The organism is Pseudofulvibacter geojedonensis, from assembly GCF_042675745.1.
Classification (GTDB): Bacteria; Bacteroidota; Bacteroidia; order Flavobacteriales; family Flavobacteriaceae; genus Pseudofulvibacter; species Pseudofulvibacter geojedonensis.
On record NZ_JBHTJM010000002.1, the window covers coordinates 249558 to 270989 of the forward strand.

At 30.9% G+C, this 21432-nt stretch carries 14 protein-coding genes; 10 read left to right on the forward strand and 4 right to left on the reverse strand.

Annotation, left to right across the window (positions count from 1 at the left end; genetic code table 11):
- Positions 1-19 precede the first annotated feature (19 nt).
- Positions 20-1204 (forward strand): hypothetical protein, encoded by a 1185-nt coding sequence (locus tag ACFQ1O_RS01870; protein WP_377712720.1) that lies wholly within the window; start codon positions 20-22, stop codon positions 1202-1204.
- A 336-nt stretch (positions 1205-1540) separates the two neighbouring features.
- Here the strand turns inward: ACFQ1O_RS01870 and ytxJ are convergent, their stop codons facing one another.
- Positions 1541-1930, reverse strand: coding sequence for a bacillithiol system redox-active protein YtxJ (gene ytxJ, locus ACFQ1O_RS01875; protein WP_377712722.1), 390 nt, complete (start codon positions 1928-1930; stop codon positions 1541-1543).
- Positions 1931-2084: 154 nt separating this feature from the next.
- Here ytxJ and clpB point away from each other — a divergent pair, with 154 nt between their 5' ends.
- Complete coding sequence (clpB, locus tag ACFQ1O_RS01880; protein ID WP_377712724.1) at positions 2085-4667, forward strand: ATP-dependent chaperone ClpB; 2583 nt, start codon at positions 2085-2087, stop codon at positions 4665-4667.
- A gap of 83 nt (positions 4668-4750) precedes the next feature.
- Here the strand turns inward: clpB and ACFQ1O_RS01885 are convergent, their stop codons facing one another.
- Together ACFQ1O_RS01885 and ACFQ1O_RS01890 are read right to left on the reverse strand one after the other, a co-directional pair.
- Positions 4751-4873 (reverse strand): hypothetical protein, encoded by a 123-nt coding sequence (locus tag ACFQ1O_RS01885; RefSeq protein ID WP_377712726.1) that lies wholly within the window; start codon positions 4871-4873, stop codon positions 4751-4753.
- Positions 4874-4875: 2 nt separating this feature from the next.
- Positions 4876-9894, reverse strand: a complete 5019-nt coding sequence (locus ACFQ1O_RS01890) for a CUB domain-containing protein (RefSeq protein ID WP_377712728.1) — start codon at positions 9892-9894, stop codon at positions 4876-4878.
- A 429-nt stretch (positions 9895-10323) separates the two neighbouring features.
- Here ACFQ1O_RS01890 and smpB point away from each other — a divergent pair, with 429 nt between their 5' ends.
- Together smpB and ACFQ1O_RS01900 are read left to right on the forward strand one after the other, a co-directional pair.
- On the forward strand, positions 10324-10782 hold the full coding sequence (gene smpB / locus ACFQ1O_RS01895) for an SsrA-binding protein SmpB (protein WP_377712730.1): 459 nt from the start codon (positions 10324-10326) through the stop codon (positions 10780-10782).
- A gap of 70 nt (positions 10783-10852) precedes the next feature.
- Positions 10853-13333 (forward strand): DUF5686 and carboxypeptidase regulatory-like domain-containing protein, encoded by a 2481-nt coding sequence (locus ACFQ1O_RS01900; protein WP_377712732.1) that lies wholly within the window; start codon positions 10853-10855, stop codon positions 13331-13333.
- A 7-nt stretch (positions 13334-13340) separates the two neighbouring features.
- On the opposite strand, the gene ACFQ1O_RS01905 is transcribed toward ACFQ1O_RS01900, so the two are convergent.
- Entirely contained in the window at positions 13341-13985 is a 645-nt protein-coding gene (locus ACFQ1O_RS01905) for a protein-L-isoaspartate(D-aspartate) O-methyltransferase (protein WP_377712734.1), read from the reverse strand.
- 191 nt (positions 13986-14176) lie between these two features.
- On the opposite strand from ACFQ1O_RS01905, the gene ACFQ1O_RS01910 reads away from it, so the two are divergent.
- The 6 genes from ACFQ1O_RS01910 (at position 14177) to ACFQ1O_RS01935 (ending at position 21421) form a co-directional block, all read left to right on the forward strand.
- Positions 14177-15142, forward strand: coding sequence for a Gfo/Idh/MocA family protein (locus tag ACFQ1O_RS01910; RefSeq protein ID WP_377712737.1), 966 nt, complete (start codon positions 14177-14179; stop codon positions 15140-15142).
- A 16-nt stretch (positions 15143-15158) separates the two neighbouring features.
- Positions 15159-16046, forward strand: coding sequence for a 3-hydroxyacyl-CoA dehydrogenase family protein (locus ACFQ1O_RS01915; RefSeq protein WP_377712740.1), 888 nt, complete (start codon positions 15159-15161; stop codon positions 16044-16046).
- 85 nt (positions 16047-16131) lie between these two features.
- Complete coding sequence (locus tag ACFQ1O_RS01920; RefSeq protein WP_377712742.1) at positions 16132-17364, forward strand: DUF1015 domain-containing protein; 1233 nt, start codon at positions 16132-16134, stop codon at positions 17362-17364.
- A gap of 16 nt (positions 17365-17380) precedes the next feature.
- Entirely contained in the window at positions 17381-18052 is a 672-nt protein-coding gene (locus ACFQ1O_RS01925; protein ID WP_377713218.1) for a YggS family pyridoxal phosphate-dependent enzyme, read from the forward strand.
- A 61-nt stretch (positions 18053-18113) separates the two neighbouring features.
- Entirely contained in the window at positions 18114-19475 is a 1362-nt protein-coding gene (locus tag ACFQ1O_RS01930; RefSeq protein WP_377712744.1) for an exonuclease domain-containing protein, read from the forward strand.
- The gene (locus ACFQ1O_RS01935; protein ID WP_377712746.1) at positions 19472-21421 is read left to right on the forward strand and encodes a DUF3858 domain-containing protein; all 1950 of its coding nucleotides are present in this window, start codon (positions 19472-19474) and stop codon (positions 21419-21421) included. The genes ACFQ1O_RS01930 and ACFQ1O_RS01935 overlap by 4 nt, the downstream gene beginning before the upstream one ends.
- Positions 21422-21432: the final 11 nt, after the last annotated feature.

Genomic DNA, 21432 nt, shown 5'->3' on the forward strand with positions numbered 1-21432 from the left:
AACACAAAACTTAATCCTTATGAAAAAATTATTACTATTATTTTTAAGTTCCGCTTTTATTATAGCTTGTAGTTCTGTTAAACAAACAGAAGAAGCTTTAAACACAGGTAACTATGATCAAGCAATTGGTATAGCTCTCAAAAATCTAAGTACTAATAAGCATAAAAAAGGAAAGCAAGAGTATATTATAATGCTAGAACAAGCCTTTGCCAAAGCTAAAACAAGAGATAAAGAGCGTATAGCTTTTTTATCTAAAACTGGAAACGGAGCCAACTTAGAAGAGATCTTCAATATTTACAATCAATTAAAAAATAGGCAAGAAAGAATTAAGCCGTTATTGCCTTTACGAATTCTTGAGAAAGGTAGAAACGCTAATTTTCAGTTTGAAAACTACAATCAAGCCATTATAGAGACTCAAGGTAAATTAGCCGAGTACTTATATAATAATGCTAGTGAATTAATGAGTTCTACTAGTAAATTTGGTTTTAGACAAGCTTATGAAGATTTTAAATACTTAGATAAAATTAGTCCTAATTATAAAGACACTCGTTCTCTAATAGAGCAAGCACATATAAAAGGAACAGACTTTGTAATTGTTGATATGAAAAATCAAACTAGAAAGGTAATTCCTAAAAAATTAGAAGAAGATTTATTAAACTTTAGCACTTATGGTTTAAACGACTTATGGACTGTATATCATAACAACAAACAAGCATCTCTACAATATGATTTTAGTATGGATATAGAATTACGTGAAATCAATATCTCTCCTGAACAAATCCGAGAAAAACACATTGTTAGAGAAAAACAAATTCTCGATGGTAAAAAAGATTTATTAGATAGCAATGGTAATGTTGTTAAAGATAGTTTAGGAAATGTAATTCAAGTAGATAGATACAAGACTATTGTTTGTGATGTAACTCAATTTACACAGTTTAAAGCTACTCAAGTAAAAGGACAAGTTAAATACAAAGACCTAGTAACTAAACAATTAATAGATACATTTCCGTTAGAAAGTGAATTTATTTTTGAACACAGTTATGCTACGTATAACGGAGATAGAAATGCTTTAGACGCAACGTTCAACGACTTAATACGATTAAGAGCTGTTCCTTTTCCTTCTAACGAACAAATGATTTTTGATTCCGGAGAAGATTTAAAAGCTAAATTAAAAGAAATTATTACACGACAAGCCTTTAGGTAAATGTATAAAAATTCGAAAGCGACCTGCGTAGGTCGCTTTCTTATTCTAGATATATATGTAGATTTGGGGTAGAATCAGATAAACTCTAGAATTCCATCTGTTTCTACTTCATTATACTATATAGCATAAGAAATCTTCATTAAAATAAACTAAAGTCAAATATATTTCTAAAACTAAAAAAGCACAAGTAGCTACCGCTACTCATGCAATTATTCTAGTTTAAGTATATACAAATATACATATAAAAAAAATTGAATTAGCTTAAAAAAAACTTAATTAACTAATATACAATATTTTACAAATCACACCGTTTAATACTATTACGACTATAAACTATTAAATATATTCTAATACCTTGTTTGCATAAATTTCATGATGAGAGGCATGATGTATTACTTTACCTCCTTTTACAAGAATTAATTGAGGTGATTGATGAATTACTTGAAACTCATGCCCTACTTCATTAGAAACTTCTCTATAATTTAATAAATCTAGATAGTATAAATCAGCATCAATATTTAAATCATAATCACTAACAAATCTATTAATAACAGATTTACTAATACCACATCGAGTAGAGTGTTTAAATATTACTTGAAGCTTTTCTTTAGAAGCTTCTTTTATTTTTTGTAACTCACCTACTTGAGTTAACTGCTGCCAAGGTAGTTTTTTCTCTTCCTTTTTAGTTTTAGAGTTTCCTTTAAAAAAATTATCTAATAATCCCATTTCTTATTTTTATAATTCAGTCAAAAATAACTTAAAAAACTTACTAAAACGCCAAAAAGTCACTCAAAAACAATGATTTTACAGACAAAATGACCTGTTTTACTAATGGACTAATACTTGATACCTTCTACATGAAAACATAAAATCAATTATTATGAACATTAATAATTTTACTATAAAATCTCAAGAAGTTATTCAGCAAGCTCAAATGCTCGCTCAAGAATTAACTCATAATGAAGTAACCAATTCGCACTTATTTAAAGCTATTTTAAATGTAGACGAAAACGTTACCCCTTTTCTATTTAAAAAATTAAATATCAATCTTTCACTAGTAAAAAAACTAGTAGATAGTCAATTAAATAGCTTAGCTAAAGTTACAGGTGGTAATTTACAATTTTCTAGAATTAGCGGTCAAACTTTAAACGATGCACATAGTATTGCTAAAAAGATGAAAGATGACTTTGTTACTATAGAACATTTATTATTAGCTATATTTAATTCTAAAAGTAAAATTGCTCAAATATTAAAAGATCAAGGGGTTACAAAAAAGGAATTAGAAGCTGCTATAAATGAATTGAGAAACGGAGAAAGAGTAACTTCACAATCTGCAGAAGAAACTTATAATTCGTTAAACAAATATGCAAAAAACCTTAACGATTTGGCAGAAACTGGTAAACTAGATCCTGTTATTGGTAGAGATGAAGAAATAAGACGTATTCTTCAAATTTTATCTAGAAGAACCAAAAACAATCCTATGCTTGTTGGAGAACCTGGAGTTGGTAAAACAGCTATTGCAGAAGGTTTAGCACATAGAATTGTTCAAGGCGATGTACCAGAAAACCTAAAAGAAAAAATTATATTTTCATTAGATATGGGAGCTTTAATTGCTGGAGCTAAATTTAAAGGAGAGTTTGAAGAACGACTTAAAGCAGTAATTAAAGAAGTTACTTCTTCTAATGGAGATATTGTACTATTTATAGATGAAATACACACTCTAGTTGGTGCAGGTGGTGGTCAAGGAGCTATGGATGCTGCTAATATTCTTAAACCTGCTTTAGCCAGAGGTGAATTAAGGGCTATTGGTGCTACTACACTAGATGAATATCAAAAATACTTTGAAAAAGACAAAGCACTTGAGCGTCGTTTTCAAAAGGTAGTTGTAGATGAGCCAGATACAGAAAGTGCCATTTCTATCTTAAGAGGTATTAAAGAAAAATATGAAGTACATCACAAAGTTCGTATAAAAGACGAGGCTATTATTGCTGCTGTAAAATTATCTCAACGATATATTACCAATCGCTTTTTACCAGATAAAGCCATTGACTTAATGGATGAGTCGGCTTCTAAATTGCGTATGGAAATTAATTCTAAGCCTGAAGAATTAGACGTTTTAGACCGAAAAATCATGCAACTAGAAATAGAAATTGAAGCCATAAAAAGAGAAAATGACACTGAAAAATTAAAAGGTTTAAACCTTGATTTAGCTAATCTAAAAGAAGAGAGAAACAATATTAACGCCAAATGGGAAAGTGAAAAATCTATAGTAGACGCTATTCAATTAACCAAAGAAAATATTGAAACATATAAATTAGAAGCAGAAAAAGCAGAACGCGAAGGGGACTATGGAAAAGTAGCAGAACTAAGATATGGTAAAATTAAAGAGGCTCAGGAAGCTTTAGAAGAACATCAAAAAACACTTGATAAACAAAGTGAAAATGCTCTTATAAAAGAAGAAGTAACGTATGATGATATTGCAGAAGTAGTTGCTAAATGGACTGGTATACCGTTAACCAAAATGTTACAGTCTGAAAGAGAAAAACTTTTGCAGTTAGAAACAGAATTACATAAACGTGTCGTTGGTCAAGAAGAAGCAATTACTGCTGTTTCTGATGCTGTAAGAAGATCTAGAGCTGGTTTGCAAGATCCTAAAAAACCAATCGGATCCTTTCTCTTCTTAGGAACAACTGGTGTTGGTAAAACCGAACTTGCCAAAGCATTAGCTTCATACCTATTTGACGATGAAAATGCTATGACTAGAATAGATATGAGTGAGTACCAAGAGCGACACTCTGTAAGTAGGCTAGTTGGTGCTCCTCCTGGTTATGTTGGATATGATGAAGGCGGGCAATTAACTGAAGCCGTAAGGAGAAGACCTTACTCGGTGATATTATTAGATGAAATTGAAAAAGCTCACCCAGATACGTTTAATATTTTATTACAGGTATTAGACGAAGGAAGACTTACAGATAATAAGGGTAGAATTGCAGACTTTAAAAACAGCATTATTATTATGACTTCAAATATGGGAAGTAGCATTATTGAAGATAAATTTAAAAACATACCCGATATGGATGCTGCAACTGAAGCTGCAAAAACTGAAGTACTTGGCTTATTAAAACAAACTGTTAGACCAGAGTTTATTAATAGAATTGATGATATTGTTTTATTTACACCGTTAACTAAAACCAACATAAAAACAATTGTTGAATTACAATTAGAATTAGTTAAAAAGATGGTAGATCAGCAAAATATCAGTTTAGGTATAACGGAAGAAGCAATAAGTGTTTTAGCTGAAAAAGGGTTTGACCCTCAATTTGGAGCCAGACCCGTTAAAAGAGTAATTCAAAAATTAGTTTTAAATCAATTATCTAAAGAGATCTTAGCAGGAAAAGTTACTACCAATAGTAATATATTATTAGATGCTTTTGATGGTGAGCTTGTTTTTAGAAACTCATAAATATAAAAGAGAGGGTTAACTCCCCAGTTAACCCTCTCGACCCAAAATAACATGTTTTATTTCCCAAATAACATGTGTTCCTTTTAATACCTTTTTTTAGTTATTCCGTAATAACGTTGTATTTCTCTTCTTTTTCTTTTCTTAAAATACTTAATTAACAAACCTAGTATTATAACCGATATAACTCCTATTGTAAAAGCACTCATAATTACTTAATAATTATTTTCTTCGTTACTGCTACTTTATCGTTATAACTAAACTGAACCAAATAAGAACCTGATGATACTTGTGTTGGTAACAACAAATCGGTAACTCCTTGGTATTGCTTATTACTTTTCAATACTTCTTGACCCAGTATATTATATACCTTAATATTTGAAGCATTAAATGGTTTAGAATTATTAATACTTATTGCTCCTAATTGTGCATTGTAATACACTACCATATCTTCTGGAGTAAACTCTTCATCATCAATATTTAATATCTCTGATGTTCTAAACACTACAGAAAAACGATTGGTATACACTCCAGTATCTAAAGTAAACTCGGCAGCTATATTTTGTTCTAACCTTGTTTCTGTTTGTAGTTCTGAATCTTTAAAATATACATCTATATTTTCATCTAAATCAGCTAAACTAGATACATTAAACTTACATAATCCTGATGTTCCCACATTAATACTCAGTGGTAACTCTAATCCCTCATGAATTAAACCTATTCCTTGTATTACATATGACTCTTCTGTTATTTTCCAACCACAATCGGTATGTTGCTCATTAAATCGTTTGGCATCATAACCATAATCTACCTCTTGTGTTAACCCCTCTTTTACTCCTAATAACAATTGCCTTACTGTTCCTTCTGGAGTCGTAAAATGAAAATAAACTCTGTCTATTGACTCTTCTGATGTTGATACTTCTTCTGATGCTCTTACAAAGGTTGAGTTTCCTCCTGATTCTTTTTCGAATGCTCGCTGACCATTGTTAAACTCTACCGTTCCTCCATCTGAATCACCATATACCATAAAACCTTGACCTACTGGAATGTATCGCTTAGGAACTACCGTTCCTGAACCATTACTTGACACCATAGGATCTGATACTGCCATAACATGACCTGTTAAATTTAATGATGAGTATCCTCCCTCATAAGCATCTAAATTATGTGAGTTACCTCCCCAATGTTCCCAAAAATACAAGGCCCCTGTGGTAGACGGATTTCCTCCTATGTTATCATTTATAAACGCATGGGCATCTAAAGCACTCGCATATGGATTTCCTAATAAAGACATATTATTCCCTCCTATACTGTGTTGAATAACTCCGTTATTTGGCTTTCCTACAAATGTATAGTTTTGTGTTGCTGTTGCAGCTCCTGAACCCTTTAAAGTAAATCCTTGCCCTACACTAAATATTCCTGTAGACTGTGGGTGTGTCCAGTTAGCATAAGCGTCAGGACTGTTTTCGAATTTAAAAATCCAAAATTCAGCTAAACTTATTGGGTTGCCTGTAGCCCCATCATAACCAGCTATCCAATTAATAGCCTGAGGACTAGAAGGTGTTGTTCCATCTCTCAACACATCAGATACTGTGTAAGAGGTATTATTAGCCGTTGTATTTATAGGGTTTACAGGTGAAGACCAATAATTATAATGATACAAATTACTCTTTCCGTCTTGATCTCTCTCTATGTACCCTGAGCTTGATATAGCTAAATCTGAGTTTGATGTCTGAATTAACTGGCTCTCACCTACTAAATCTATTTCACCATCTAACTCTAGGTAACTAGTATTTTGTAATAACTGATCGTTCTGAATCTCTAATTCTGAACCCAAATCTACCAAAAGACCCAAATGAGTATGACTAGCTGTAGTAGTGACTTTAGAGTTGTTGGTTATCTGTACTATTGCCCAATCTTTGTTTGGTAAACTTGTAATATCCCAAACAGAACCATTTTGCCAAGTACCTACTGTCGACCAATCACCTGATGCATTAGCTACATATGGAAGTGGTGCGGTTCTATTCTGAACCGTAGCTACATTATAAACAGTAGCTAATACTCCAGATCCTGAGCTGTCTGCTGTTACTCCTGCAGTCACTGTATTCATTTCTAAATACAGCACTAAATTATTCCAAGCCAAAGAACCTCCATCTATATCTTTAGGTATTATAACACCACTTACATTTCCTGCATTATTCTGGATTGGTTGATATATTTGTTCTCGTAATTGAGGTTCTGTAAGAGCTACATTATACACTCTTGACTCTTGAATAAATCCGTTGAAAAATTTATTATCATTTTCTGCATCTCTTCCTATAGCATAACGATAAGTGTCTACATCTAAATTTGTACCACCTGTAACAACACTAGCTTCCTCTACTCCATTTATGTATAACTTTAGATTAGTTCCGTCATAAATTGAGCTAACATGTGTCCATATTTCCTTAGGAATAGTTGTTGTAGTTGTAACTGCAAAAGAACCTGTATCGGTTACCACAGAACCACTTAAAGTTCCTGCTGCGTCTACCCATAATTTATTATTTGGTTGTCCCATAACCATTCCGTCTCCGCCAGACATATAGCTATAACTAACTCCATCTATCCAAGTACTACCTCCTACTCTGGTAAATGTTAAGGTGTTAGTTGCTTGAGTAGTAACTATTGTGATATGTTTTAATTGATCTTGTGTTCCTGTATTATTACTTCCTATAATACTTGCTCCATCAGAAATATTAATATTACTAGATGCATCATCTCTTGCTAAAGAAACTGTTATGCTAGTTCCTATAGGTACTGTATGATCTAAAGTTAGATTCATTGTAGTATTAGCACTATTTAGCCTAGCTGAAACTCCTCCTAGAGACGCGTCTGTTCCAGCTGCGTTAATCGCTCCTGTAGCATTTGTTCCATTCAATCCTCCTACGGCTGCATTAGCGTTTCCGTTAACTGCTACTGGTACTCCAAAATTAACATCTAAATGTACCCAAGACATTTGAGTTGCAGCACCATATCCCCCCATAAAAGAAGAAGCATCTATAAAGTCATTATTACCGTCAAAATCTATATCTGTTGCACAACTTTCTATAGCAACAGTAGTTGATTCGGTATCTGTAATAACAGACCCATCACATAAAGTATAAGTAACTTCAGCTGTATAAATTGTCGATGTTGTTGGACATACATTTAAAACGGGAGTAGTTCCTATTACAGGCCCTGTTGCAGTTGGACCTTCATACCAAGACAAAGATGTTATTGATGCCCCATCTGGAACAAAACGCCAAGCCTCATTTGTTACAGTCCAATCTGCATCCAATCCATTTCTTCCTGGTGCTACTACAGCTTGCGTAGCTCCTATATTTTGAACACCAACAATAGCATTACCATCATTCCAAGTAGAACAAACATTCTTTTCTTCTAAGTATACTTCAATGATATTGGTATTTTCATATAATACAATCATACCTGTATACAATTGGCTATTGCAAGATGAACTAAACATTGCTACATCATGCCAAGCAACTACCAAAGCTCTACAACCTGTATTTAATGTAATTAATTCGTATCCTACCTCACCTGACACTCCAGGATCTATATCGTGGTAAGCTCCGAATATTGCATTAGCAACTAATGAATTATTTGTACTAGGTAAATCATCAGAGAAAGAATAACCAGAGCCTCCTCCTGGTGAGTTAGTTGTTGTATCAAAAGTAATTACACCATTAGACCCTATTAAGCATTGACTATAGGTATTTCCGTAAAAACAAAAATCAAATGGCAAATTAACGGGTGGAGACCAAACATCATCTGTATTAGCACTTACCGGAACTTTTAAACAGTCAAATTGGTAGGGAGGAATGTACGGTATTGATTCAACTCTATAACTTGAAGTATCTCCGATATCTAAATAGGTAGCTTCTATATCTGTACATGTAGATCCAGATGTACAACTAATAGGAGTAACATCTACATTTCCTAAACCTAATCCTCCAGATACTACCGCTGCACAACCTGCTGATGACACACCATTTCCAGGCCCTTGACAAGCTGGAGGGTTTACTGGCGTAACACAACTAATATCTGCAGACCAACCTGCTTGTGTAAATGCACTATTTGAATTAAATGTAATTGTTAAACATCCGCTAGAATTAGCAATAGTTCCTGCTACTGTAAATGGTGTAGTAACACTATTTCCATTATAAGTTCCTAAAACAGTATTATAATCTACCACATTACCGTCGTAAATTACCATATAATCTTCTTGGTCTGTTGCAAAACTGGTAAAGTCTAATTGTATTGCTTGCCCTGCTGTATCTGGACAAATAGTCATGGTATAACTTTCATTATCACTATAATTTCCAAAATAGCCTGAGTCTGTAAACTGCCCTGAACAAGTATTAATTGTTCCATCTTGCATTAAGTAAGGAGGTGCCACAGGTGCAGCACAATTAATGCTAGCCTCCCAACCGGAAGATTCCCATGTTGCATCTGATACTATTTGAATTGTTAAACAACCAGTAGCATTAGCGGTTGTTCCTGTAATTATAACATTCGTTAGAAAAGATCCGCTAAAAGTTGCCAAAACTGATGCTCCAGTTGAATTACCATCATAAATGGTCATTGTATCTGTTGAATCAATAGATATATCTGAAAAATCTAACTCTATTGCTTGCCCTGCCGATGACGGACAAAGAGTATATACTAAGTTTTCATTTGAACTGTAGTTTCCTGCTACACCTCCAGAATCTAAAAAAGTTCCTGAACAAACACTACTACTTCCATTAGTCATTAATATAGGTGCTGTAACAGGTGTTACACAACTAATATTAGCTTCCCAACCAGTACCTATTACGGAACTATCAGACACGAATTCTATTGTAATACAGCCCGTTGCATTGGCAGTAGTTCCGGCTACTGCAGCAGGAAGTGTTGTTCCGTTATACTCTGCTAATAATGAAGCGGCTGTAGAATTTCCATCATACACTCTAAAATCATCAATACTTTCAGTATCAAAAGAAGTAAAATCTAGTTGAATAGTTTGCCCTGGTATTGGAGAACAAAAAGTTACCGTATAATTTTCATTATTAGAATAATTACCGGCTGTTCCTCCAGAATCTACAAATACTCCTGTACAAGTATTAATTGTGTTACCGTTTTCTGTTGCTATATTATATTGAGAATAACTAGTATAGCCTATCATCAACAATAATATAAATAATCGTGTTTTCATTTTTTAATTGGATAAAATTTGACAATATGTCGATATGCTATATTCAACAACTGACTAAAAACCACCAATAGCCAAGCCCTAAGAATATGCTCTAAAAAAAAGTTATCCGTAAAATATTATGTATGTGAAATACTAAATGATGAAATGTCGCTGAAAGATTAATGACTTTTCTTTAACGAAATTGGGTGTAGTGGGTTTCATAATTATTATAATCGGGTTAATATGGGGTTGAATATAGGTATTGTTATATAACTAACAAGTGTTAACTAATATTATTAGATTATCTACCATAAAAATCGTTAAAACGCATAAACATCAGACTAACAACTAATTTCTATATAACATATAGACAATAGCAACTTAGTCTAGTTATAGTTTTTTTTATTAAGATTATTATAGATTAAGCTTTATATACTATTTTTGCTCCTCATGCAGAAAAAAATAAATATACAAAATAAGAAAGCTAGATTTGAATATGAAATCTTAGATAAGTATACTGCTGGTATTGTACTAGTAGGAACAGAAATCAAATCTATAAGAGATGGTAAAGCAACTATCACAGAAAGTTTCTGTGAATTTAATGAGCAAGGTGAGCTTTTTATAGTTAATATGTATATTGATGAGTATTCTCATGCTACTTATTTTAATCATCAAGTACGTAGAGAACGTAAATTACTTTTAAATAAAAAAGAACTTAAAAAACTCAACAAAGAAGTAAAAAACTCTGGTTTAACTATTGTTCCCTTAAGTTTGTTTTTAAGTGATAAAGGATATGCTAAAATTAACATTGCACTAGCTAGAGGTAAAAAGCTACACGATAAACGCAATACTCTAAAAGATAGAGACAATAAGCGTAATTTAGATAGAATTAAAAAAAACTTTAGATAAAAACTTACAACAGTAAGCGCTGTCGTAAAACATATAAACTATACATTTGTTTATCCCTTAAATTATTTACATGAAACAACTTCTGTTAGTGTTTACTTTCTTATGTTGCTTTTATTCTTATGGTCAAATCCAAGGAATTATTACAGACATTGATAATAACTCTCTTGCTTTTGTTAATATTCATGCAAAAAACACTCTTAAAGGAGCTACAAGTAATGAAAAGGGTTTCTATGAAGTAAACATAAATAAAAAAGGAACATACACTATTGTTTTTCAATATCTAGGTTATAAAACTTTAAAAAAAGAAGTTCAAATTAACTCTTTTCCTTATGTTTTAAATATCCAATTAAAAGAAGAAAAAGTTTCATTAGAAGAAGTTGAACTTTCTGTAAAAGAAAACCCAGCCAATCTAATTATAAAAAAAGCTATTTCTAAAAGAATTGAGCATTTAAATACTATTGATAAATATGAATGTCAGTTCTATTCTAAAAGCTTATACAAAATAAAAAATGCTCCAAAAAAAATATTAGGACAAGAGGTAGGTGACCTTGGAGGAGGGTTAGACTCTACTAGAACAGGGATAGTTTATCTATCTGAAACCATTTCTAAAATTAGCCACCAAAGCCCTGATTTATTTAAAGAACATATTTTAGCTTCTAAAGTAAGTGGTAATGATAGTGGATTTAGTTTTAACACAGCTTCATCTGTAAATTTTAATTTTTATAATAACACTATTAATATTATAGAAGAAGCCGTATCTCCTATCGCCGATTTTGCATTCAATTATTATAAATATCAACTAGAAGGTGTTATCTATTCTGGAGAATTTACCATTAATAAAATAAAAGTAATTCCAAAAAGACCAGATGACAGAAGTTTTGACGGATATATATATATTGTAGACGACAGTTGGGAAATATATGGTGTTGATTTAAACCTAACCGGTATTGATGTTTTTTTTCCAGCACTTGACACTTTAAATATCAAACAAAATTTTAAATACCATACAGATACCAATAATTGGATTCTTATTTCTCAAGTTTTTGATTTTAAATACCAGTATTTTGGAATTAAAGGAGATGGTATTTTTTCTGCTGTATATAAAGATTATAACTTTAAACCAGAACTTAATCAAAAAGATTTTACTAACGAAGTGTTACTTTTTGAAAAAGAAGCCAGTAAGAAAAATGAGGGATTTTGGAATACTTCTAGGCCATTACAACTTACTCGAGAAGAAAAAAATGATTATCAATTAAAAGATAGTATTCAAATTATTAGGAAATCTAAATCGTATTTAGATTCAACAGACCGCATTAAAAATAAATTTAAATTTAATAATTTATTAAGTGGATATACTTATAACAACTCATTTAAAAATAATCAATTCAGTATATCTTCTCCTTTACAAGCCATTCAGTTCAATACCGTACAAGGTTGGAATACTAATCTCAGCTTATCTTATGGAAAAGTTAATAAAGAAAAAAATACATGGTATAAAACTAAAGCCTTCGTTAATTACGGTTTATCTGATAAAAAATTAAGACTTAGTGGTTTAATCGCTTTCAAATTCAACAATTTTTCTAAACCTATCCTTAAATTATCTGGAGGTCAAAAACTCAGTCAGTTTAATGAAAGTCCACCTATTTCATCCACTATTAACTCACTCAGTACTTTATTTTTTGAAGATAATTACGCTAAGTTTTTTGATAAGAAATTTGTGCAATTAGATTTTAGTAACGAATTCTGGAATGGTATTCACTTATATTCCAAAATAGCTTATGAAGATAGATCTCCCGTATTTAATACTACAGATTATGTTTTAATGAATCAAGAAGATGATGTTTACACAGCTAATAATCCAATATTTGAAAACAATTACAATAACAGTATAATAGATAATCATTCTGTCTTAAGATTAAATCTTAGTTCTAGAATTCGCTTTAATCAAAAGTATTACACATATCCAGATGGTAAGTTTAACGAGTATTCAAGAAAACTACCCGAATTGTATTTAGGGGCAGAATCTGTTTTAACTGCTTCTCATAAAAATTACCAATATGGACTATTAAAAGCTAGAGTTTTTCAAAATGTAAATTTTAAAAATAAAGGACGTTTTGTGTACAATTTAAAAGGAGGAATATTTTTAAATGCAGAAAATATTTCTTTTGTAGATTATAAACATTTTAACGGTAACCTTACTCATATTGGTTCTGACGATATATATGTAAATAGGTTTAACATTATGCCTTATTACCAATTTAGTACCAATCAAAATTATTTTGAAGGACATGTAGAACACAACTTTCAAGGTTATGTTTTAAACAGGCTTCCGGTTTTCAAAAAATTAAACTATTTCTTAGTTGTAGGCGCACATATAGCTGCTACTCACAATAACAAACCTTATACAGAATACAGTGTAGGTTTAGAAAACTTGGGCTGGGGTAAATTTAGATTTTTTAGACTAGACTATACTTGGAGTAATTATAGCGGAAATACCGATCACGGAATTCTTTTTGGATTGAAGTTTTTAGATTTATTGAATTTGAATTAAGAATTTATCAATTCTTATCCTCTAACATCGGTACAAAACGAAACTCTCCAAAAGTTTCTTTTTTAAATTCAGTTGCAGAAGTTCTAATATATAAGTGCATTATTTGAGGGTCATCGCCTACAGGTATAATCAACCTACCTCCTATTTTTATTTGAGCTAAAAGAGGTTTCGGCACATACGGTGCTCCAGCTGTAACTATGATACTATCAAAAGGGGCTTCTTTAGGCAACCCTTTATAGCCATCTCCAAAAATGAGGCGTTTAGGCCTATAACCTAATTTAGGCAAAAACAATTGTGTTTTTTTAAATAGTTCTTGCTGTCTTTCAATAGAATAAACTTTCGCTCCTAGATTTAATAAAACTGCTGTCTGATATCCACACCCAGTACCAATTTCTAATACTTTATGTCCAGGTTTTAACTGTAACAATTCAGTCTGAAAAGCCACTGTAAAAGGATGAGATATAGTTTGATCTGCTCCTATAGGAAAAGCTTTGTTCTGATATGCGTGAGCTTCAAAACTAGAATCTAAAAACAAATGCCTAGGTACTTTGTTCATAGCTTTCAGTACGTTTTCATCTTTAATTCCTTTATCTCTCAACAAATTAATTAATTGCTGTCGCAAACCCTGATGTTTAAACGTATCCTGAAACATGTTTTAATCTTTAAAAAAGTAGTTTAAAAACCTCTCGACTGCACTCGAAGAGATAAATTTAATATTTCGTGTCAGGTCGAGCGCAGTCGGAACCTTATCTAATTACCTAACGGTTGTAAAAATATTTAATTTATCTGTTTTTTTACTAAATAATCTTATTTTTGTTTGCATCACAAAAAATAGACTTTAATATGTTAAAAGCAGGTGTTTTAGGCGCTGGCCATTTAGGTAAAATCCATTTACGTTTACTAAACGAATCTAATAAATATAAACTAGTTGGTTTTTACGACCCTAACAAAGAAAATGCCAAAAAAGTAGCAGCTGAATATGGTTATACTGCTTTTGATTCTATTCAAGATTTAATTGATGCTGTAGATGTAGTAGACATTGTTACTCCTACACTTTCTCACCATGATTGCGCTGTACAAGCCATTAAATCTGGAAAACATATTTTTATCGAAAAGCCTATTTCTAACTCTGTTGAAGAAGCTGAAGAAATTATTCAATTGGCAAAAGAATTCAACGTAAAAGGGCAAGTAGGACATGTAGAACGATTCAATCCGGCTTTTACAGCTGTAAAAGATCAGTTTGATTCTCCTATGTTTATTGAAACACATCGTTTGGCAGAGTTTAACCCACGCGGAACTGATGTACCAGTAGTTTTAGATTTAATGATTCATGATATAGACGCTATTTTAAGTGTAGTACCATCTAAAGTAAAATCTGTTTCTGCTAGTGGTGTTTCGGTTATTAGCGACACACCAGATATTGCCAATGCAAGAATCGAGTTTGAAAACGGTTGCGTAGCAAATTTAACATCGAGTAGAATCTCATTAAAAAATATGCGTAAGTCACGATTCTTCCAAAAAGATGCATATATCTCTGTAGATTTCTTAACTAAGAAATGTGAAGTGGTTAAAATGAAAGATGCCCCAGAAAACCCTGGAGATTTTGATATGATTTTACAAAATGCCGAAGGAGTTAAAAAACAAATCTACTTTAACAATCCTGAAGTAAAAGCTAACAATGCTATTCTAGATGAATTAGAAACTTTTGCTGATGCTATTAACAATAATACTCAACCAATAGTTACTCTTGAAGATGGCACAGAAGCACTAAGAATAGCTCACCAAATAATTGATTGTTTTAAAAACTAAACCTTAACTTATAATTATGAAAAATATAGCAGTAATTGGAGCTGGAACAATGGGTAACGGAATTGCTCATACATTTGCTCAATGCGGATACAATGTAAACTTAATAGATATTTCTCAAGCAGCTATTGATAGAGGGATGGCTACTATTTCTAAAAATTTAGATAGAATGGTTGCTAAAGAAAAAATATCTGAAGCTGATAAAGCTGAAACTTTAGGAAACATTACTACTTATACTTCTTTAAAAGATGGAGTATCTAACATTGACTTAGTTGTTGAAGCTGCTACAGAAAATTTAGATTTAAAATTAAAAATATTTAAAGATTTAGATGAATTATGCCCAGCTAATGCCATTTTAGCTACTAACACCTCATCCATATCTATTACTCAAATAGCAGCAGTTACTTCTAGACCAGAAAAAGTAATTGGCATGCATTTTATGAATCCAGTGCCAATTATGAAATTGGTAGAAATTATTCGTGGATACAATACTACAGATGAAGTTACCAATACGATCATGGAAATGTCTAGAAATCTTAAAAAGATTCCTACAGAAGTAAATGATTATCCAGGTTTTGTGGCAAACAGAATTTTAATGCCAATGTTAAATGAATCTATAGAGACATTGTACAATGGTGTAGCTGGAGTACAAGAAATAGATACAGTAATGAAGTTAGGTATGGCTCACCCAATGGGACCATTACAGTTAGCTGATTTTATTGGTTTAGATGTGTGTTTATCAATTTTAAATGTAATGTATGACGGATTTAAAAACCCCAAATATGCACCTTGTCCGCTACTAGTAAATATGGTTGCGGCAGGTAAATTAGGAGTTAAATCTGGAGAAGGTTTCTACGATTACTCAGAAAGCAGAAAAGCAGAGAAAGTAGCAAAAATGTTTGCTTAACATTTAATAAAAAAAATATATTGACCTCTCTAGTTTTTATACTTTAGAGGTCTTTTAGTACCTTGTAACTAGATTATACAAATTTATGGCTATCCTAAAACCTTTTAAAGCAGTAAGACCTACTAGAGATAAAGCTAATTTAGTTGTTTCTCGATCTTATCATATCTATTCTAAAGAAGGTTTAGAGTTTAGATTAAAAAACAATCCGTATTCTTTTTTGCAAATTTTAAACCCTGGTTATAAATACGATCAAGAAATTAACGGAAAAAAAGAATTTAATTTAGTTAGAAATAGGTATTTAGAATTTAAAGATGAAGGTTTTTTCACTCAAGATAACACACCCAACTTTTATCTTTATAAAATGATTACCCGAGAACATACTTTCATAGGTATAGTAGGTGCTACAGCTGTAGAAGATTATGAAAAAAATGTCATTAAAATACATGAAAACACTCTAGAAAAAAGAGAACAACTTTTTAAAGAGTATATAGACACTGTTGGATTCAATACAGAACCTGTATTACTAACCTACCCTAGGAACAATATTTTAGATGAATTATTTCTAGACATTATGAAAGAGCGTCCTGAATATGAGTTTTCTACTACAGATAGAATTGCTCATCATGTATGGCTTATTAATAATGAAGATATCTTAAATACCATTCAGAATGAATTTACTAAAATAGATAGCTTATACATAGCTGATGGACATCATAGATGTGCTTCTTCTGCACTTTTAGCTCAAGATTATAAACAGAATGGGCAATTCGTTCAAGGCATTTCACAAAATTATTTTATGAGCTTTTTAATTCCTGAAGAAGATTTAAAAATTTATGAATTCTTTAGACTCGTAAAAGACCTTAATGGCTTAAGTAAAAAAGAGTTCTTAATTGCTTTAGACGAAGTGTTTACTATTGAAAACTGTGGTTTACAACCACAAAACCTGAAACAATTACACCATTTTAATATGTATTTAGATGGTGAGTTTTATCAATTACACTTACGCTCTCGCTACCAAGAATTTAATAATACTTTAGATACTTTAGATGCTCAAATTCTATATAATTTAGTATTACAACCTATATTAGGAATCACTGATTTGCGTAATGATAAACGAATAGATTATTTACCTGGAAATAAAACAATAGTTGAGTTAAAAAATCAAGTGGACAACGGTGATTTTAAAGTAGCTTTTGGTATGTTACCTATAGATGTAAATCAAATGAAACGAATTGCCGATGAAGGTTTGCAAATGCCTCCAAAAAGTACTTATATAGAACCTAAACTAAGAAGTGGTTTAACCATTTATGAATTCTAATTCTGAAAAGAAAACAATGAGTATTGCTCAAAATTTACAACAAATAAAATCGGAAATCCCAGAAAACGTAACTTTAGTTGCCGTTTCTAAAACCAAACCTGTAGAGGATATTTTAGAAGCCTATAATGCTGGACAGCGTATTTTTGGTGAGAATAGAGTCCAAGAAATGACTCAGAAATGGCAAGAATTACCAAAAGATATAGAATGGCATATGATTGGTAATTTACAACGCAATAATGTGAAGTATATGGCAGAATATGTTTCGCTTATACATGGGGTTGATAGTTTTAAGTTACTTAAAGAAATTAATAAACAAGCCGAAAAACATAGTCGTGTTATTAACTGTTTGTTACAAATAAAAATAGCTCAAGAAAATACTAAGGCAGGAATGACACCTGAGGAAGCTTATCAGTTGCTACACTCAAAAGAAACAGCTTCATTAAAAAACATTAACATTACAGGCTTAATGGGAATGGCTACTTTTACAGATGACCAAAAACAAGTTGATGAAGAGTTTAAACTTCTGAAAAGCACTTTTAACAAACTTAAAAATTATACTACTCTAAACTTTAACCCAACAACCATTTCTATGGGTATGAGTGGAGACTATCAATTAGCCATAGAAAATGGCAGTAATATGATAAGAGTAGGAAGTAGTATTTTTGGCTCAAGAAATTATAATATATAACTTTTAGTTATCAGATGAAACTACTATCTTTAAAACATAAGCCAAACTCAAATACTATTTAGTGTACGCTATTATAGACATAGAAACCACAGGAGGTAAATACAATGAAGAGGGTATTACCGAGATTGCCATATACAAATTTGACGGCCATGAAGTAATAGATCAATTTATTTCATTAGTCAACCCAGAAAAAGACATTCAACCATTTGTTGTTAAATTAACTGGTATTAACAACAAAATGCTTCGCAATGCTCCAAAGTTTTACGAAGTAGCAAAACGTATTGTTGAAATTACCGAAGGCTGTATTATTGTAGCACATAATGCAAGCTTTGATTATAGAATTTTACAAATAGAATTTAAACGATTAGGTTTCGATTATAAACGTCAGAACCTCTGTACAGTTGAATTAAGTAAAAAACTATTACCAGAACAAGAAAAGTATAGTTTAGGGAAATTGGTTAGAGCATTAGGTATACCAATGAGCGACAGGCATAGAGCCTCTGGAGATGCCATGGCTACTGTAAAATTATTCAAGCTTTTACTTACTAAAGATTTAGACAAGAAAATAGTTACTCAAACCATAAAGGCTGAGATAAAAAGAAAACTACCTCAAAAATTTTTAGATATATTAGATACTTTACCAACTAAAACCGGAGTATATTATATACATAAAACAGACGGTACAATTATTTATATTGGAAAAAGTAAAAACATAAAAAAAAGAATCAATCAGCACTTTACAGGTAAAAACCGAAAGTCTAAAAGCATACAAAGAGAAGTAGCTGCTGTAACTTATGAAGAAACCGGCAGTGAACTTATTGCCTTGTTAAAAGAAAGTCAAGAAATAAAACACAATAACCCAAAATACAATAGATCACAAAAACACAAACATTTTCAATTTGCCTTATATCAAAGAAAAAAAGATAATGGTTACAATAGTTTATACATTGGAAAATTAGATGCCCGAAAAAAAGCGCTTACTTCATTTGTATCTATAAATGAAGCGAAAAATTTTCTATTTAAAATTACCGAGCAATTTCATTTATGTCAATATATAAATGGTTTGTCTTTAGAGCAAAAACCATGTTTTTTATATGAAACAAAAGGTTGCAAAGGAGCCTGTTGTGGTAAAGAAACAAGTAAAGATTACAACAAAAGAGTTAATAATTTTATTACCAACTACTCTTATAAAAATAGTAATAAAATTATTATAGATAGAGGTAGGAACCACGATGAGCGTTCGGCTATTTTAATTGAAAACGGAGAGTACAAAGGTTATGGTTTTTACAATTTAAACTATCAGGTAACCAATATCGATATTTTAAAAGATATTATAGTTCCTATGGAAGATAACAGAGATACTCAACATATTATCCAAAGTCATTTACGTCGTAAAAAAGTAAAGAAAATTATCGATTTATGAAACTTAACCTTTTCATTCTAATATTTCCAATAATAATATTTTCACAAACAAAGCAACAATATGAGTTTGGAAAAATTAGTACTAAAGAAACCTCTCTAATAAAATATAAAGAAGATACAACAGCTAATGCTGTTGTCTTATATGAAGAAGGGAGAAACTACTTTAAAGTTGTTAATAATTACGTTAGACTTATAAAAAAGAACTACTTTAAAATTAAGATTTTTAATAAAGAAGCTTTTAATAAAAGTAACATTAGCATTCCTTTATATGTAGGTAAAAATAGTAGAGAACAAATTTCTGATCTTAGAGCAATAACACATAATGGAGCTATAAAGACTTACCTTGATCAAAAAAATGTTTATTCAAAAAAAATTAATGAAAATTGGGAAGAAATCGTTTTTACCTTTCCAAATATTAAAGAAAACTCTATTATAGAATATGAATACACTATAACATCTCCGTTTTTCTTTAATCTATCTGGTTGGGATTTTCAATCTGATATTCCAAAAGTAAAAACTTTATTTACAGCAGAAATACCTGGTAATTATAAATACAATCGAAAGTTAAAAGGTTATTTAAGTCTAGACTTAAATGATGCATCGCTTAAAAAAAATTGCTTCTATTTACCCAATAGTTCAAATTCTGCAGACTGCGAAGTTTTGAAATATGGGATGAATAATGTTCCAGCATTTATAAAAGAAGATCATATGTTAGCTAGCAGTAATTATATATCTACCATTAAATTCGAGCTTTCTGAATATATGAATTTTATTGGCGAAAAAACTCGTTTTTCTAAATCTTGGAAAGATGTTGATAAAGAATTTAAGAATGATAAGAATATAGGTTTACAATCAAATAAGAAAGGTTATTTTAAAAAACGAATCCCCGAAAAAATTCTTAATAATTCTAATGAACTAGAAAAAGCTAAAGAAGTTTATGAGTATATTAAAAGCCATTATAATTGGAATGGTAATAATGGTGTTTTCAAAAATTCAAGAGTAAAAAAAGCTTTTGAAGAAAAAACAGGTAATAGTAGTGAAATTAACCTTTCTTTACTAAATGCCTTAGCTGCCGCTAACTTACAAACTAACTTTGTTTTGTTATCTACCCGTAATAATGGTTTACCGACTGAAAAATATCCGGTAATTACAGATTTTAATTATTTAATAGTTTTATTAAAAATAAACAATGAAAACTACCTTTTAGATGCCTCTTCAAAACATAACAAATTTGGAGTATTACCTTATAAATGTTTAAATTATATGGGAAGAGTCATGGATTTTGACCAAGGTAGTTATTGGATAAATATACCTCCTTACACCAAAAGTTCTACTAATGTTATTAGTAAAATAGTTATCGATTCAACAAATAACATATTAGCAGAAATAAAAAATATTAATACTGGTTATTATGCTACCAATCAGTTTAAGAATATTAAAAATAATACTCGAGAAGAATATCTTGAGTTCTTAAAAAACCCTAAAAATGATATCAACATAACTTCTTATTCATTTGAAAATAATATTACTGAAAAATATAATATTATTGAACAAATTTCTCTTGAATTCGAAGAACAAGAGAACGATTTCATAATTATTTATCCATTTTTAATAGACATTCTTAAATCCAATCCTTTTAAATTAAAAAAACGTAGCTATCCTGTAGATTTTGGTTATCCTTTCAAGCTTAATTATCTTACTAATATTCAAATCCCTAAAGGAGTAAAAGTGACTGATTTACCAAAAAGCCAACAACATTCAATTAGTAATAACGCTGGGAGTATTAACCTGAATATTCAAGAAAAGGAACATTCAATAAATATATCATTAAGAATTACTATAAATAAGTATAATTTTTCTCCAGAAAATTATCATGAACTTAAGGTTTTCTTTGACAAATTAATTTCAATTACTAACTCAAACCCAATAATATTAAAAGAAATTTAAATCAATTTATT